The organism is Mesorhizobium sp. M0317, from assembly GCF_040321555.1.
Lineage (GTDB): Bacteria > Pseudomonadota > Alphaproteobacteria > Rhizobiales > Rhizobiaceae > Mesorhizobium.
Genome location: NZ_JAMYRV010000034.1, coordinates 24,832 through 38,927 on the forward strand (window position 1 = coordinate 24,832; position 14,096 = coordinate 38,927).

General features: G+C 64.7%; 13 protein-coding genes. 2 read left to right on the plus strand and 11 right to left on the minus strand.

The window, feature by feature from the left end:
• Nucleotides 1-3: 3 nt before the first annotated feature.
• Complete coding sequence (gene exbB, locus NKI88_RS21845; RefSeq protein ID WP_023737952.1) at nt 4-981, minus strand: tonB-system energizer ExbB; 978 nt, start codon at nt 979-981, stop codon at nt 4-6.
• Nucleotides 982-1,325: 344 nt separating this feature from the next.
• On the opposite strand from exbB, the gene NKI88_RS21850 reads away from it, so the two are divergent.
• Nucleotides 1,326-1,994: a cysteine hydrolase family protein gene (locus NKI88_RS21850; protein ID WP_023702406.1), complete on the plus strand. Its 669-nt coding sequence runs from the start codon at nt 1,326-1,328 to the stop codon at nt 1,992-1,994.
• Nucleotides 1,995-2,083: 89 nt separating this feature from the next.
• Here NKI88_RS21850 and NKI88_RS21855 read toward each other — a convergent pair whose 3' ends face one another.
• Both NKI88_RS21855 and NKI88_RS21860 read right to left on the minus strand, forming a co-directional pair.
• The gene (locus tag NKI88_RS21855; protein ID WP_352657133.1) at nt 2,084-3,028 is read right to left on the minus strand and encodes an LLM class flavin-dependent oxidoreductase; all 945 of its coding nucleotides are present in this window, start codon (nt 3,026-3,028) and stop codon (nt 2,084-2,086) included.
• 158 nt (nt 3,029-3,186) lie between these two features.
• The gene (locus NKI88_RS21860; protein ID WP_023670454.1) at nt 3,187-3,342 is read right to left on the minus strand and encodes a hypothetical protein; all 156 of its coding nucleotides are present in this window, start codon (nt 3,340-3,342) and stop codon (nt 3,187-3,189) included.
• A 233-nt stretch (nt 3,343-3,575) separates the two neighbouring features.
• Between NKI88_RS21860 and NKI88_RS21865 the strand changes: the two genes are divergently transcribed.
• Nucleotides 3,576-4,343: an SDR family NAD(P)-dependent oxidoreductase gene (locus NKI88_RS21865; protein WP_023686096.1), complete on the plus strand. Its 768-nt coding sequence runs from the start codon at nt 3,576-3,578 to the stop codon at nt 4,341-4,343.
• A 71-nt stretch (nt 4,344-4,414) separates the two neighbouring features.
• Here the strand turns inward: NKI88_RS21865 and NKI88_RS21870 are convergent, their stop codons facing one another.
• The 8 genes from NKI88_RS21870 to NKI88_RS21905 form a co-directional block, all read right to left on the minus strand.
• Entirely contained in the window at nt 4,415-5,359 is a 945-nt protein-coding gene (locus NKI88_RS21870) for an ABC transporter permease (protein WP_352657136.1), read from the minus strand.
• Nucleotides 5,356-6,411, minus strand: a complete 1,056-nt coding sequence (locus tag NKI88_RS21875) for an ABC transporter permease (protein WP_023831836.1) — start codon at nt 6,409-6,411, stop codon at nt 5,356-5,358. Before NKI88_RS21875 ends, NKI88_RS21870 begins: the two co-directional genes overlap by 4 nt.
• Before the next feature lie 281 nt (nt 6,412-6,692).
• Nucleotides 6,693-8,204, minus strand: coding sequence for an ABC transporter ATP-binding protein (locus NKI88_RS21880; RefSeq protein ID WP_023715879.1), 1,512 nt, complete (start codon nt 8,202-8,204; stop codon nt 6,693-6,695).
• A gap of 174 nt (nt 8,205-8,378) precedes the next feature.
• Nucleotides 8,379-9,404, minus strand: coding sequence for a BMP family protein (locus NKI88_RS21885; protein WP_023687751.1), 1,026 nt, complete (start codon nt 9,402-9,404; stop codon nt 8,379-8,381).
• A gap of 126 nt (nt 9,405-9,530) precedes the next feature.
• Nucleotides 9,531-10,478 carry an ABC transporter permease gene (locus NKI88_RS21890; protein WP_352538938.1) on the minus strand — a complete coding sequence of 316 codons (948 nt, stop codon included), beginning with the start codon at nt 10,476-10,478 and terminating at the stop codon, nt 9,531-9,533.
• 2 nt (nt 10,479-10,480) lie between these two features.
• A complete protein-coding gene (locus NKI88_RS21895) occupies nt 10,481-11,452 on the minus strand; it encodes an ABC transporter permease (RefSeq protein WP_023694460.1) in 972 nt (323 codons plus the stop codon).
• 1 nt (nt 11,453) lies between these two features.
• The gene (locus NKI88_RS21900; protein WP_352657139.1) at nt 11,454-12,971 is read right to left on the minus strand and encodes a sugar ABC transporter ATP-binding protein; all 1,518 of its coding nucleotides are present in this window, start codon (nt 12,969-12,971) and stop codon (nt 11,454-11,456) included.
• A 48-nt stretch (nt 12,972-13,019) separates the two neighbouring features.
• Nucleotides 13,020-14,033 carry an ABC transporter substrate-binding protein gene (locus tag NKI88_RS21905; RefSeq protein WP_023736805.1) on the minus strand — a complete coding sequence of 338 codons (1,014 nt, stop codon included), beginning with the start codon at nt 14,031-14,033 and terminating at the stop codon, nt 13,020-13,022.
• Nucleotides 14,034-14,096: the final 63 nt, after the last annotated feature.

Sequence of the window (14,096 nt, forward strand, 5' to 3'; positions counted from 1 at the left end):
CCATCACTCCGCCGCCAGCGCGGGCGCCTGCGGCACCGTGCGGAAATCGAGATCGCGGCTGACCAGCCGTTCGACCCCGGCCGAGGCATCGGCAAGGAGCTGCCGGTAGCCGGCTATCGACCGCGCAAAGACGTTGTAGATGACCACCGCGGGAATGGCCGCGACCAGGCCCATCGCCGTGGCGAGCAGCGCCTCGGCGATGCCGGGCGCGACGACCGCGAGGTTGGTGGTCTGCGCCTGCGAGATGCCGATGAAGGCGTTCATGATGCCCCAGACGGTGCCGAACAAGCCCACGAAGGGCGCCGTCGAGCCGATCGTCGCCAGCACGCCGGTGCCGCGCGACATGCGCCGCGCCGCCGCCGCTTCGATGCGCGACAGGCGCGACGTCACGCGTTCCTTCAGCCCGTCGCCGGTGACATGGCCGAGCGCACCGGCCGAAAGGGCAGTCTCTTCCTCGGCCGCCCGCACCAAAAGCGCACCGGGGCCGCCACTGTTGCCAAGCGCGCGCCCGGCCTGGCGCAGCGTGGCGGCATTGCCGATGGCGCGCGCAGCGCGACGGGCGCCGAGCTTGCCGAAGAGAATCTCCAGCGATTTGGCCAGCCACACCGTCCAGGTGACCAGCGAGGCGAAGGCCAACCCGATCATCACCGCCTTGACGATGATGTCGGCGGCCATGAACATGCCCCAGGGCGACAGATCGTGCGGCAGCGTCAGCGATATTGCCGAAGGCTCGGCCTGCGCGGATGCACCGGGCTGGGTTGCCGGCCGTAGCGCGGTCGGCGCCGCCTGCCCGGCAGCTGGCGAAGCCGGCGCGACAGGCGCAGCCGGTGCGGGCTGTTCGACTACGGTTCGCGCCGACTGGGGAGCTGCAGCGGGCACCGTCGTCACCCTGGGCTGCGTGTTTGGCTGCTCTTGCGCAGCAGCGCTGCCGGCCGACAGCATGACCGCGGCCAGCGCCGCCAACAAACCATTTCTGGACACGCTTCGTCCTCGCTTCGTCATTGCACGTACCGATCGGCTGGTCGGTGACGGGATGCGGGAACACCCCGATCTCGACCCCGAAAACTCCAGCCACGGATTCTGGCTTCTCTCAAACGCGGCACAGCCGCTGGAAACAATTCAGGCGGCCGAGTGCCCCTGCTTGACTATAAAACATGAGTTTAGTAGTCAACAAACAAGATGGCTTTTTTGGCCAACGATTGTGGGCGCGATGTCTCAACGGCACATCGTCCTGGCATCGGTCTACCTGGTGTCGTCGCACTGAGGGATGGACGGCCGCAGGGTTGCTGGGCCACGATACCGGGCAGCAATTGAGGCAGGCTGCGATGATCAAGGCGATACCGTTCGATTTCCCCTATGACGGCCGGCTGGTGCCAGCAAACACCGCGCTGCTGGTCATCGACCTGCAGGAGGATTTCCTTTCGCCGACCGGCTATTTCGCCAGGAAGGGTTATGACCCCGCGCCGCTGCGCGCCATCCTGCCGACAGTTAACCGACTGATATCAGCGGCACGTGCGGCCGGCCTCACCATCATTTACACCAGGCAGGGATATCGCGGCGACATGGCCGACATGACGCCGTACGAGAGATGGCGCCGCAAGCGGGCGGGTCTCGAAGGCACCGACGTGCTGCTGCGCTCCGGCCCCGGCTTTCAGATCGTCGCCGAGATCGACGTCGCGCCGCACGACATCATCGTCGACAAGACCTGCAACAGCGCCTTCACCTATACGGATCTGGAGCTTGTGCTGCGCGCACGCGGCATCACCCATCTGATCTTTTCCGGCTGCACGACCGATGTCTGCGTGCACACGACGCTGCGCGAGGCCTGCGACCGCAATTTCCAGTGCCTGACCATCGCCGATGCCTGCGCCAGTGGCGACCAATACGCGCATGACGCGGCGCTGCATATGGTGACGGTGGAGGACGGGGTATTTGGTACGCTGACGGAATCTGACGCGGTGCTGGAGGCGCTGGCAGTGCTGAGTGGTGATTAGACGCTGGCGGGACAGCGCCCCTCTGCCCTGCCGGGCAGAGGGGGGTGTGACGGAACGCTACGAAATAGCTTTTCATTCCACCCGCAAATTCACCCTGCGTGAATGTCCCCACCCGCCCGCGCAAACTGCGGCACCTCAGCCTCACGGCGTGCCAGCGAGTTGCGCAAGAGCGCGATCGTCTCGCGGCCGACGCTGGCGATCTCGCGCGGCCGGTCGACACCGACGATCATGAACTCGCTGATGCCCAGCGCTGCATAGGGCAGCAGCGACAGGGCGATCTGCGCCGGTGGTCCGGAAAGTTCGACCGCCTTGTGTCCGACGGTAGAGGCGCCACCCTCCGAGCGGACCCGGACCGGAAGCGCAAAACGCAGCTTGCCGGCGCGGCCATGCTCGGCGGCGGCGCTGCGCGCCCGTTCCATCAGCTGGCGGATCTCGTCGAGCGAACCAGCCGTGAGTTCAAACACGTCGGCATGGCGGCCGGCGACCTTGAGCGCGGTGCCGGACTGGCCACCCATGCGGATGATCACGTCGACGCCATGCGGCCCCTTGCGCGGCACATAGCCACCCTTGATGCTGTAGAACGCACCTTCATGGTCGAAGGGCCGGTCGTTCGACCACAGCCGCTTCAGCAGCACCAGATATTCGTCGATGCGCTGCCAGACCACGGTGTGGCCGACCGGACGCGTCTCGGCATCGTCGTCATCCAGCGGCTCGCTCAGCATCCTCAGCGCCAGCCGGCCGCCGCTCCTGGCGTCGAGCGCCGCCAGTTGCCGCGCCGCAACGGCTGGCGCGATCACGCCGGCCCAGTGCGTCAGCACCACTTCCAGCGACGAGGTGCGGTCCAGCGCCTGGGCGGCGATGTCCATATTGGTCAACAGCCCGGCCGGGTCGTCGACGACGATGTTCTGGAAGCCGGAATCCTCGATCAGCGACAGCTTGGTCGCCGTCTCGACGAAATCATAGAAGAACGGTACGGCCGAACCGGCATCGGCGGCGTGCGTTTTACCGGGAACATGCGTGAACTCGATCGGCATTGCCATCTCCTCCATCACGTTGGATGTATGTCGCCCCCGGTTTTGAGACGACGACATGCGTAAAAACAAGCATCAGCGCCAAAGCGCGTCCGCGTTCGGTTCATCAACTCCGGTCACTCACTGAAAGCGCTAGGTCGCCACCCTTTCGGCCTGATCGGTCAGGGAATCAAGCCGAGCACGACTGCCCCGGTGAACACGAACGCAAGGGCAAAGACGAGATAGGCGAAAGCGCCGGCATAGGCCGGGCGGAAAGCCTGGCTATTGGCCAGCCTCTGGCTGGTGCGGTCCGTCTCGGCGTTCTGGATATAGGACATATCGACCTCCGTCTTGCGGATTAATCTATAAAATCAGTAGACTTTGTCGAGTGCTATTTTTTGGCGATATGTAGAACGATTTTCTCAGTATTCCTTATTATTTGGTTTGGGATTGCTGGGAGACCCCTGTTGGCGACAAGCGAGCGACAAGCTTGGCCGACATCTGCATAGGCGATAGCATCGCCATTCCGGCGTAAATGCGGATCATTTCGATCGGGAACGGGGAACAGAACATGGGTACAAGACTAGCCGGCAAGATTGCAATCATCTCGGGCGGCGCGACCGGAATGGGCGGAGCGGCCTCGGAATTGTTCGCCGCCGAAGGCGCCAAGGTGGCGATCATCGACCGCAATGGCGAGGCGGCGGCAGCCACTGCGGCGGCGATACGCGCGCGGGGACATATCGCCGAACACTGGGTGGCCGACGTCTCGGACGAGGCGCAGGTCGAGGCCGCAGTGAAGGCGGCGACTGCCAGGCTCGGCCCGGCCACGGTGTTGTTCAACCATGCCGGCACCATCGTGATAAAGCCGTTCCTGGAGACGACAGTGCAGGAATGGGACTGGCTGCATGCGGTCAATGTCCGCTCGATGTTCCTGATGACGCGCGCCGTGTTGCCGGGCATGATCGCTGCCGGTGGCGGTTCGATCGTCTGCACCTCGTCGATCTCGGCTGTGGCGGCCACACCCATGGAGGTGCTCTACGACACCACCAAGGGCGCCTGCCACATGTTCGCGCGCGCCATCGCAGTCGAATTCCGCGACCGCAACATACGCTGCAACGCCGTCTGTCCCGGCTTCATCCGCACGCCGCACGGCCTGCGCGAGGTCGCCGATCTCGGCAAGCTCGGCGTCGACGTGTCGGACGCCGCATTGGCCGCACAGCAGGGCCGCATCGGTGAGCCGGAGGAAGTGGCCAAGGCAGCGCTGTACCTCGCCAGCGATGAGTCCAGCTTCGTCAATGGCACGCATCTGTTTGTCGATAATGGTTTTACGGCGATGTGAGTATCCCAGGCTTGGCGCCCTTCCTCTCCCCCGTCGATCGGGGGAGAGGAAGGGCGCCAAGTCCTACTCGCTTACCGCTCTTCTCGTCGAAACGGCTTCAGCAGCGCCGACGGCGCAACCGCGTTGCGTGACATCACGGCCATCGCGACGGTGGTGAAAATGAACGGCAGCATCAAGAACGTCTCATAGGGAATATGCCCGAGGCCGCTCGCCTGCATGCGCAATTGTAGCGCATCGACGAAGGCGAACAGCAGCGCCGCGCCCGCAGAGCGCCACGGGTCCCAGCGGCCGAACACGACCAGCGCGATCGCCACCCAGCCACGGCCCGACACGACACCAAAGGTGAAGGCGTTGAACTGTGCCATGGTGAGGAAGGCGCCCGCAAGCCCCATCAGCGCACCGCCGAGGATGACCGCCTGGAAGCGCGTGGCGATGACGCTGACCCCAGCGGAATCAGCGGCGCGCGGGTTCTCGCCGACCATCCGCACCGACAGCCCCCAAGGCGTGCGGTAGAGCACGAAAGCAGCGAGCGGGATGGCAATGATTGCCAAGTAGACCAGCGCAAACTGGTTGAAAACCGCTGACCCCAGAACCGGAATATCCGACAGCAGCGGGATCGGCACCGTCTGAAAACCCTTGATGCTGGGCGGCACCGATTGCTGGCCGAAGGTCAGACGGTAGAGGAAATAGGCAAGGCCGGACGAGAACAAAGTAACGCCGATGCCGCAGACATGCTGGCTGAGGCCGAGCGCCACGGTGAACAGCGCATGCAGCGCGCTCATCGCCATGCCGGTCAACACCGCGGCCAGCACGCCGAGCCACAGGCTGCCGCTGAGGCTGGCGGCGGTGAAGCCGGTCATCGCGCAGAGCAGCATGATGCCTTCGATACCGAGATTGAGCACGCCGGCCCGCTCGGAGAACATCTCGCCCAGCGTGGCAAATGCCAGCGGCGTGGCGATGCGGATAATGGCGGCGAGGAAGCCGACCTGAAAGATCTGTTCGAACACCGCGCTCATAAGGCGGCACCGACGCGGCGGATGCGATAGGCCGTGAACAGCAGCGCCACCAGCATGGCGAGCAGCGCCGTGCCCTGGATGACATCGCTGAGGAACGCCGGCACGCCGGTGGCGCGCGACATCGCTTCGGCGCCGGTCATCACGGCGGCCAGGAAGATCGCCGCCGGTACGACGCCGAGCGGATTGAGCCTGGCCAGCATGGCAACGACGATGCCGGAATAGCCATAGCCCGGCGAAATGTCGCTCATCACCTGGAAATGCACGCCGCCGACCTCGCCTACGCCGGCAAGCCCGGCCAGCGCGCCCGACAGCAGCGCCGTCGAAATCAGCACCCGCTCGACGTGGATGCCGCCATAGCGGGCGGCTTCCGGGCTTTCGCCGGTGACCCTGATCCGGAAGCCGAGCGTGGTGCGCACGATCAGGAACCAGATCAACGGGGCCCCGATCAACGCGGCGATGACACCCAGATGCAGCCTTGTGCCTTCGAGCAGCACCGGGAAATTCGCCGAATCCTCGATCGGCGGCGAGATCGGATAGCCGCTGAACGAGTCCTTCCACGGCCCCTCGATCAGCGCCATTAGCGCATAGTAGATGACCGAATTGAGCAGCAGCGAACTGACGACGTCATCGACTTTGAATTTCACTCGCAGGGTCGCCGGCACAAGCGCGACAGCGGCACCGGCAGCAGCGCCGGCCAGCGCCATCGACAGGATCGCCAGCGCGCCCGGCATTGGGATGGCGCCGACGAAGCAGCTGGCCACGGCGCCGGCCAGCAATTGGCCCTCGGCGCCGATGTTCCAGAATTTGGCCCGGAAGGCGACGGCCACAGCCAGCCCGGTGAAGATCATCGGGGCGGCGCGCACCAGCGTTTCGGTGATGGCATAGCTGTCGCCGAACGAGGCCGACAGCATCACGCCATAGGCCTCAAGCACGCCGGCGCCGGCCAGCGCGATGAGGCCGCTGCACAGGACCAGCGCTGCGCCGATGGCCAGCAGCGGCAAAGCGAGATTGAACCAGGCGGGGGTGGAACTGCGGGCTTCGAGGCGGAACATCAGCTATGCCCCTCCGCCGCCCAGACGGTCGCGCCGCCCTTCATCCGCCTGCCGGCACCTTCTCCCCGTATAGACACGGGGAGAAGGGATCCGGGCCCTATGCAACTCCCCTCTTGCAGCTGTGGTGATTGGCGAAACCATGGGTGAGAGCCCCTCTCCCCGTCTCTATACGGGGAGAGGATGCCGGCAGGCAGGTGAGGGGCAGCGCTGACGCTTAAAGTCAGCCAAAAGCGGGCAGTATTATTTGAGGTTTCTGCGAGGAACCGAGTGAGAAAGTCCATCTAGGCTCTGCCCTCCGCCCCGGTCATCAGCAGCCCAAGCCGCGCGATGGTCGCATCGGCGCTGTCCAGCGTGCCGGCGATGCGGCCCTCATACATCACCGCGATGCGGTCGCAGAGCACCAGCAGCTCTTCGAGATCCTCGCCGATGACGATGATCCCGCAGCCCTTGGCACGCATGTCGAGGAATTTTTCGTGGATGAAGCGGGCGGCACCGATGTCGAGGCCGCGCGTCGGCTGCGAGACGATCAGCACCTTCGGGTCGAAAGCCAGTTCGCGCGCCAGCAGCGCCTTCTGCAGATTGCCGCCCGACAGCGCGCCGGCGCGGGTCATCGGCCCGGGGCACCTGATGTCATAGGCCTTGATCTGTTCTTCGGCGAAGGCGCGGATCGCATCTGGCTTGAGCAGGCCCCGGCTGCTGAAAGCCGCAGTACCAATGCGCGGCAACACCATGGAATCGGCGAGCGGCAGATTGGTGACCAGCCCGGTCGTCATACGGTCTTCCGGGATGCGGCCAAGGCCGAGCGCCTGCACCTCGCGCGGCGAGAACCGCGTAACAGGTTTGCCGGCTATCGTCATCGCGCCGGCGTCGGGCGCGCGCGTGCCGGAAATCACCTCGGCCAGCGCCCGCTGGCCATTGCCGGAGACCCCGGCAATGCCGAGGATTTCGCCCGCGCGAACGGCAAGCGATACATCGCGCAGCGGCGTCCCCGAATGCCGTGAGGTGGAAATACCGTCGAGCGTCAGCACCGCCGCGCCTGGGGTCGAAGGTCCTCTTGCCGGCGGCACGATCTCATGGCCGCACATCAGCTGCGCCATTTCTGCCGATGTCGTGTTCGCCGGATCGTCGACACGGCCGGCGACGCGGCCGTGCCGCAATACGGTGCAGCGATGGGTGAGCGCCCGCACCTCGTTCAATTTATGCGAGATGAAGATGATTCCGAGCCCCTGCGCCGCCATCGAGCGCAGCGCCGAAAACAGCCCGTCGACCTCGCCCGGCGCCAACACCGCCGTCGGCTCGTCGAGGATTAACAGGCTGGCGCCACGAAACAGCGCCTTGACGATTTCGAGCCGCTGCTGCTCGCCGACCGACAGCGCGGAGACAGGCAGGTTGGGGTCCAGCGTCAGCCCATGCCGACGGCTGATGTCGGACAACCGGGCAAGTCCGCCGGCGCGGTCGATGCGGCCGGATTTGCCGGGAATGCCAATCAGAAGGTTTTCCAGGACCGTCAGCCTTGGCGCCAAATGAAAATGCTGGTGCACCATGCCGATGCCGGCGGCCAGCGCATCGGCCGAACTGGTGATCCGCACGGTCTTGCCCTGGATAAGAATTTCGCCGGCATCCGGCGCATAGGCGCCGAACAGCACATTCATCAGCGTCGTCTTGCCGGCGCCGTTTTCGCCCAGCAGGCCGAGGATCTCACCTGGGGCGACGCTTAGATCGACAGCCTCATTCGCCTTGACGGCGCCGAAGCTCTTGGTGATGCCGCGCATTTCGATGAGAGGGGCGGACAAGGATGCTCCTGCGGAGATACCCCTCCCCCTCGAGGGGAGGGTGCCGAGCGAAGCGAGGCGGGTGGGGTCACCTCAACTGCCTCAACCCATGACTTAGCAGGATGGAGCACTTCGCGGAGGACCCCACCCGGCCCTGCGGGCCACCCTCCCCTCAAGGGGAGGGGGTGCGCCGAGCTAATCCGAAACCGGCGTGTTCTCATCCACATCCACCCGGAAATTGCCTTCCAGGATCTCGACCTTCTTCTTCTCGACCAGATCCTTCACATCCGCCGGCAGCGTCTTGTCGAATTTATGGTAGGGCGCCAGGAACGACCCGCCCTTGGCCATGCGCGAGAAATCGCCATAGTCCTGCGCGGTGAAGACACCGGCCTTGACCAGCTTGATCGCCTGCTCGACCGTCGGATACATGTCCCAGACCGGCCCGGTTATGACCGTGTCGGGGCCGAGGCTCGACTGGTCGGACATGTTGGAGATGGCGAGGATCTTCTTGTCCACCGCCGCCTCGATGACGCCGAAGCGCTCCGCATAGATGACATCGACGCCGGCATCGATCTGGGCGACCGCCGCTTCCTTGGCCTTGGGCGGATCGAAGAACGAGCCAATGAAGGCGACCTTCTTCTTGATGTTGGGATTGACCTCCTTGGCGCCGGCAAAGAAGGCGTTGACCAGCCGGTTCACTTCCGGAATGCCCATGGCCGCCACCGCGCCGATCGTGCCCGACTTCGACATCTTGCCGGCGATCATGCCGGAGAGATAGGCCGGTTCGTGGATCCAGTTGTCGAAGACGCCGAAATTGGGCTCGGCCGGCCCGGCGCCCGAGCCGAACAGCCATGCCGTCTTCGGGAACTGCTTTGCCGTGCGGCGCGATTCACGCTCGGCGGCGAAGGCGTCGCCCAGCACCAGCTGATACCCGCCTTGCGCATATTCGCGCATGACGCGGCTGAAATCGGCGGTCTGCACCTTTTCCGACCATTTGTATTCGATGCCGAGTTCCTTCTCGGCCTTCTGCAGGGCGACGTGGATCTGGTTGTCCCACGGCTCCTCGATCGGCGTGGCGAAGATCGCCGCCACCTTCAGCTTCTTGTCCTTGGCGAAGGCTGCACCCGGCAGCATGGCTGCGGCCAGGCCAAGTGCGCCGAGTTCCAGCACGTCGCGCCGCGACAGGCCGGTCGATTGCGATTTGTTTTTCCGGTTTTCCATCTAGTGCCCCTCTGTTTGACAGCCGTGTCGAGCCGGCTGTTCCGAAATCAGACGCGGAACTATGGAACGGGTGCGGACTTTTGTCCACATGGTCAAATTTGGCGGTGTCGCTGGCAGGAGCCGGCGCTAGCGTACCGCTTTCTCGCCGCCGGCTACGGTGATGACGCCGACGATGATCAGCCCGGTCAGCAACAGCCGAACGCCGGCGCTGACGCCGAACGTGTTGAGCATGGTCAGAAGCAGTACCAGGAACAGCGCCGCGCCCCAGACACCGGGAACATTGGCCTTGCCACCGGCGACCGAGGTGCCGCCGATGACGACGACGGCGATCGAGGCCAGCAGGTACTCGTTGCCGATATCGACATTGGCGCCGCGGAAATAGCCGGCGAGCAGCGCCCCGTCCATGCCGCCGAGCGCGCCCGACAGCGTGTAAGTCAGGAAGCGGGTGCGGCCGACATTGACGCCGGCAAGCCACGCGGCGCGGATGTTCTGGCCGATCGCCAGCACCGAGCGGCCATAGATCATGCGCTGCAAGGCGATGGCCGCACCGATGCTGAACAATACGGTAAGGATCGCCAGCACTGGAATGCCCAGGATTTGCCAGTTCGCAAAATCGGCAAAGCCGGGCGGCGGCTTGATCTGCAGGCCACGCCCATAGCTGATGTCGATCGACTGGATGATGAAGCTGGCCGACAGAGTGGCGATGATCGGCGGGATCCTCAGCGCCCAGATCAGGAGATAGTTGACGGCACCGATGGCGGCGCCGCAGGCGAGCGCGGCGAGCAGCCCGACCACGATCATGGAATCGCTGCCGCCCATGACCTTCATGGCGACGGCACTGGCGAGCCCGATATTGGCCGGCAGCGACAGGTCGACATTGCCTGGCCCGAGCGTGATGACGAACATTTGGCCGACTCCGACGATGACGGTGAACACCGCCAGCGACAGTGCCGCCGTGACCATGCCACCGCCGCCATAGCCGCCGGTGAAAGCGATGGTCGCCAGCCAGACGAACATCGCGCCGATGAACGACCATATCCAGGGTTTGGCGGCCAGCGATTTAACCAGCGTCATCGCTACCTCTCCCTGCGGCTGATCAGGACGCGGGCTGCCAGCACGATGATCAGGATGGCGCCGTTGGCGGCGACCTGCCAATCCGGCGGAATGTGCATGAAGGTGAGCAGAGGCGATGCCGCCAGCGCCAGTGTCAGCGCGCCGAGCACGGCGCCGATCGGCGACACCCGGCCGCCGACGAACTCGCCGCCGCCGAGAATGACGCCGGCGATCGCCAGCAGCGTGTAGCCATTGCCGATATTGGCGTCGGCCGAGGTGGTGATGCCGATCAGCGCCATGCCGGACAGAACGCCGAACAGGCCGGTCAGCGCAAACAGCACGATCTTGGTTCGAAGCAGCGACCAGCCAGCGCGCCTGAGCGCCGCCGGATTGCCGCCGGATCCCCGCAGGATGACGCCATAGGAGGTGCGCATCAGCCCAAAATGCACCACCGCTGCGATCGCCAGCGCGGCGATGATAGGGAACGGAATGAAGGGCGGCTTGAAGGCCATCAGCGACAAGAGCCAGTCCGGCGCCTTGCCACCGGGCTTGGGCAGCACCAGAATGGCAAGCCCCTGCCAGACGAAGCTCATGCCCAGCGTCACCACGATCGACGGCAGATTGCGCAGATGGATCAGTGCGCCGAGCAGCGCATAAACGCCTATGGAGCCGAGCAGGATGATCACGCCGAGCAGCGGCGCGTCCTTCAGCCAGGTCGCGGTGACGCAGCCGACAAAGCCGACAAAGGTGCCGATCGACAGATCGAGCTCATTGCCGGCGATGACGAACATCTGGGCGATCGTCGCCAGCGCGATCGGAATAGCGAGGTTCAACATCAGGCTGAAGCCGAAATAGCTGATGGCGCGTGGGTTGAGCCAGGCGATGGCGATAACCACCAGCGCCAGCGACAGCGCCGGCAACAGGCTGCGCAGCAGGCGCGCGCGGGCCGCGCTGCTGCGCGGCGAGGACGTAGGGCCGGGAGCGACTGCCGTCATCTCAGGCCGCGTCGCCGAATGAGGACTGGATGATCTTTTCCTCGGTCAGCTCGTCGCGCGTGAGATTGGCGACGATGCGGCCGTTCTTGAAGACATGGATGTGGTCGCAATTGTCGAGCTCTTCGGTCTCGGTGGTGTACCAGAGGAAGGTCCGGCCCTTGGCCGCCTCCTCGCGCACGAGATCGTAGACCTCGAGCTTGGTGCCGATGTCCACGCCGCGCATCGGATCGTCCATCAGCACGATCTGCGCATCGGAACCCAGTGCGCGGGCAAACAGCGCCTTCTGCTGGTTGCCGCCGGACAGCGAGAAGATGTTGTTGGTCATGTCAGGCGTGCGGATGCCGATCTTCTGCTTCCAAAACTCAGCAAGCTCGGCCTCGCGCTGCGGCGAGATCAGCAACCCTTTGCGCAGCCGCGCCAGCGAGCGGATGCCGATGTTTTCGGCAATAGACCATTGCGGGAAAATGCCGTCCGATTGGCGGTCTCCGGCCACCAGCGCCACCGGGGCGGTCACCTCGATATCAAGCCTTCTACGCGTCGCGGCGGCAAAGATCGCCAGCAACAGGTCGGTCTGGCCATGGCCGGCAAGCCCGGCAAGCCCGATGATCTCGCCGGCGCGGGCGACAAGCTCCTTGCCGTCCTGCTGCCGCTCGGGCCGCGCCCGCACCCTGACCGGGCCACCCGCCGGCCTGGCGGCGATCTCCGCCGCGATCTTCTCGCGCGCTTCCGAGCCACCCATGGTGGCCACCAGCCGGTCGCGGTCGAACGCTTTTGCAACGTCCGTGGCGACCACCTTGCCGTCGCGCATCACCACGATGCGGTCGGCATTTTGCAGCACCTCGCCCAGCACATGCGAGATCAGGATGCAGCTGCCCCCGGTGGCTACGAAACGGCGCACGAAGGCAAGCAGCTGGCCCGCAGTATGCGCGTCCAGCGAAGAAGTCGGCTCGTCGAGAATGACCAGGTCGAGCGGATCGCGCGTCACCGTGAAGGCGCGCGCCACCTCGACCATCTGCCGCCGGCCGATGGAGAGATCGCCGGCAATGTCGTCCGCCGAGATGCCGTGATCCGGAAAGATTTCGTCCAGCTTGGCGGCAATGAGAGCAGCCGCCTTGCGTCGCCAGCCGAAGCCGGTGAGCGCCGGATGGTTGATGCGCGTATTCTCCGCGATACTGAGGTTAGGGCAGAGCGACAGTTCCTGGAACACGCAGCGTATGCCGAGTTTCAGCGCGCGCGCCACCGAGTAGTCGGTTTCGGCATTGCCACGCACCGCGATCTCACCGCCATCGGGCTGCAGTGTACCGGCCACCATATGCATCAGCGTCGACTTGCCGGCGCCGTTGTGGCCGACCAGCCCGACGCATTCGCCTGATGCGACATGAAAATCGACGCCGTTAAGCGCCCGAACGGCGCCGAAATGTTTTTCGGCGCCGTTCAGCCTGATGATGTCCAAATGGGCGGCGCCGATTTGTTTTTCGGCACCGCCCAGTCTGATGATGTCCGTATTGGCCTCAGGCATGCTCAACGATATCCGGTCGGTCATGCCGCTGGCAATGAATGCAATGCATCACTTGATATTGGCTTTGATCGCCGCGATTGCGTCTTGCTGGCTGTATTCGTGGGTGGCGACGCCGCCCTCCTTGATTTTCGGCAGCTCGGTCTCGAAATTGTCCTGGGTAAAGGCGAGATACGGCACCAAAAGGTCATGCGGAATGTCCGTGCGGCCGTCGAGCACCTGCTGCGCCACCCAGAAGGCCAGCGACGACACGCCGGGCGCGATCGAGGCTGACCAGGTCTGGTAGCCGTCCTTGTCCTTCTGCTCCTTCCACCATTTCAGCTCGTCCTGGCGGTTGCCCATGATGATCGTCGGACGCGGCTTGCCTGCGGCGGCAAAGGCTTGTGCCGCGCCATAACCGTCACCGCCCTGGTCGACGATGCCGACGATGTCGGGCAACGAAGGCAGGATCGTCGCGACCGCCTTCTGCGCCGTCGTCTGGTCCCAGTCGCCGGTCACCGAACCGACGATCTTGAACTCGGGATGGGCGGCGACGCCTTCGAGGATGCCGGCATGGATGGCATCGTCGATCGAGGTGCCGGCAAGGCCGCGGATTTCCAGCAAATTGCCGCCCTTGGGCTGGAATTTGGCCATCTGCTCGACTTCCTGCTTGCCCATGTCCTTGAAGTCGACGACGACGCGGTAGGCGCAAGGTTCGGTGACGGTCCCGTCGAAGGAGACGACGACGATGCCGGCATCGCAGGCCTGCTTGATGGCGCCGTTCAGCGCATCCGGCGAGGCGGCGTTGATGACGATGGCGTCATAGCCCTGCAGGATCAGGTTCTGCACCTGGGCAGCCTGCGTCGGCACTTCCTTGTCGGCGGTGGTGAAGATGTCGGCGGCGCCGACGATCTTATCCTCCACCGCCTTCTTCGTGACGATGCCGTAGCTGTCGAGCATCGCCTGACGCCACGAATTGCCGGCGTAATTGTTGGAGAAGGCGATCTTCTTGCCGCTGGTGTCGGCAAGCGCCGTGCCCGAGGCGAGCATCGCCGCCAGAGCGCTCAGGACGAGCAGTTTCTTCATGTCGTAATCCTCCCATGGATTGTCGGCCCCGCCGACTGTTGCTGATGGTTTTGGCGTTGGCTG

Coding starts and splice junctions, on each gene's coding strand:
- NKI88_RS21865 (WP_023686096.1), top strand. CDS start 3,576: ATGGGTACAAGACTAGCCGGCAAGATTGCAATCATCTCGGGCGGCGCG.
- NKI88_RS21885 (WP_023687751.1), bottom strand. CDS start 9,404: ATGGAAAACCGGAAAAACAAATCGCAATCGACCGGCCTGTCGCGGCGC.
- NKI88_RS21905 (WP_023736805.1), bottom strand. CDS start 14,033: ATGAAGAAACTGCTCGTCCTGAGCGCTCTGGCGGCGATGCTCGCCTCG.
- NKI88_RS21855 (WP_352657133.1), bottom strand. CDS start 3,028: ATGCCGATCGAGTTCACGCATGTTCCCGGTAAAACGCACGCCGCCGAT.
- NKI88_RS21900 (WP_352657139.1), bottom strand. CDS start 12,971: ATGCCTGAGGCCAATACGGACATCATCAGACTGGGCGGTGCCGAAAAA.
- NKI88_RS21890 (WP_352538938.1), bottom strand. CDS start 10,478: ATGACGCTGGTTAAATCGCTGGCCGCCAAACCCTGGATATGGTCGTTC.
- NKI88_RS21860 (WP_023670454.1), bottom strand. CDS start 3,342: ATGTCCTATATCCAGAACGCCGAGACGGACCGCACCAGCCAGAGGCTG.
- NKI88_RS21850 (WP_023702406.1), top strand. CDS start 1,326: ATGATCAAGGCGATACCGTTCGATTTCCCCTATGACGGCCGGCTGGTG.
- NKI88_RS21875 (WP_023831836.1), bottom strand. CDS start 6,411: ATGTTCCGCCTCGAAGCCCGCAGTTCCACCCCCGCCTGGTTCAATCTC.
- NKI88_RS21895 (WP_023694460.1), bottom strand. CDS start 11,452: ATGACGGCAGTCGCTCCCGGCCCTACGTCCTCGCCGCGCAGCAGCGCG.
- NKI88_RS21870 (WP_352657136.1), bottom strand. CDS start 5,359: ATGAGCGCGGTGTTCGAACAGATCTTTCAGGTCGGCTTCCTCGCCGCC.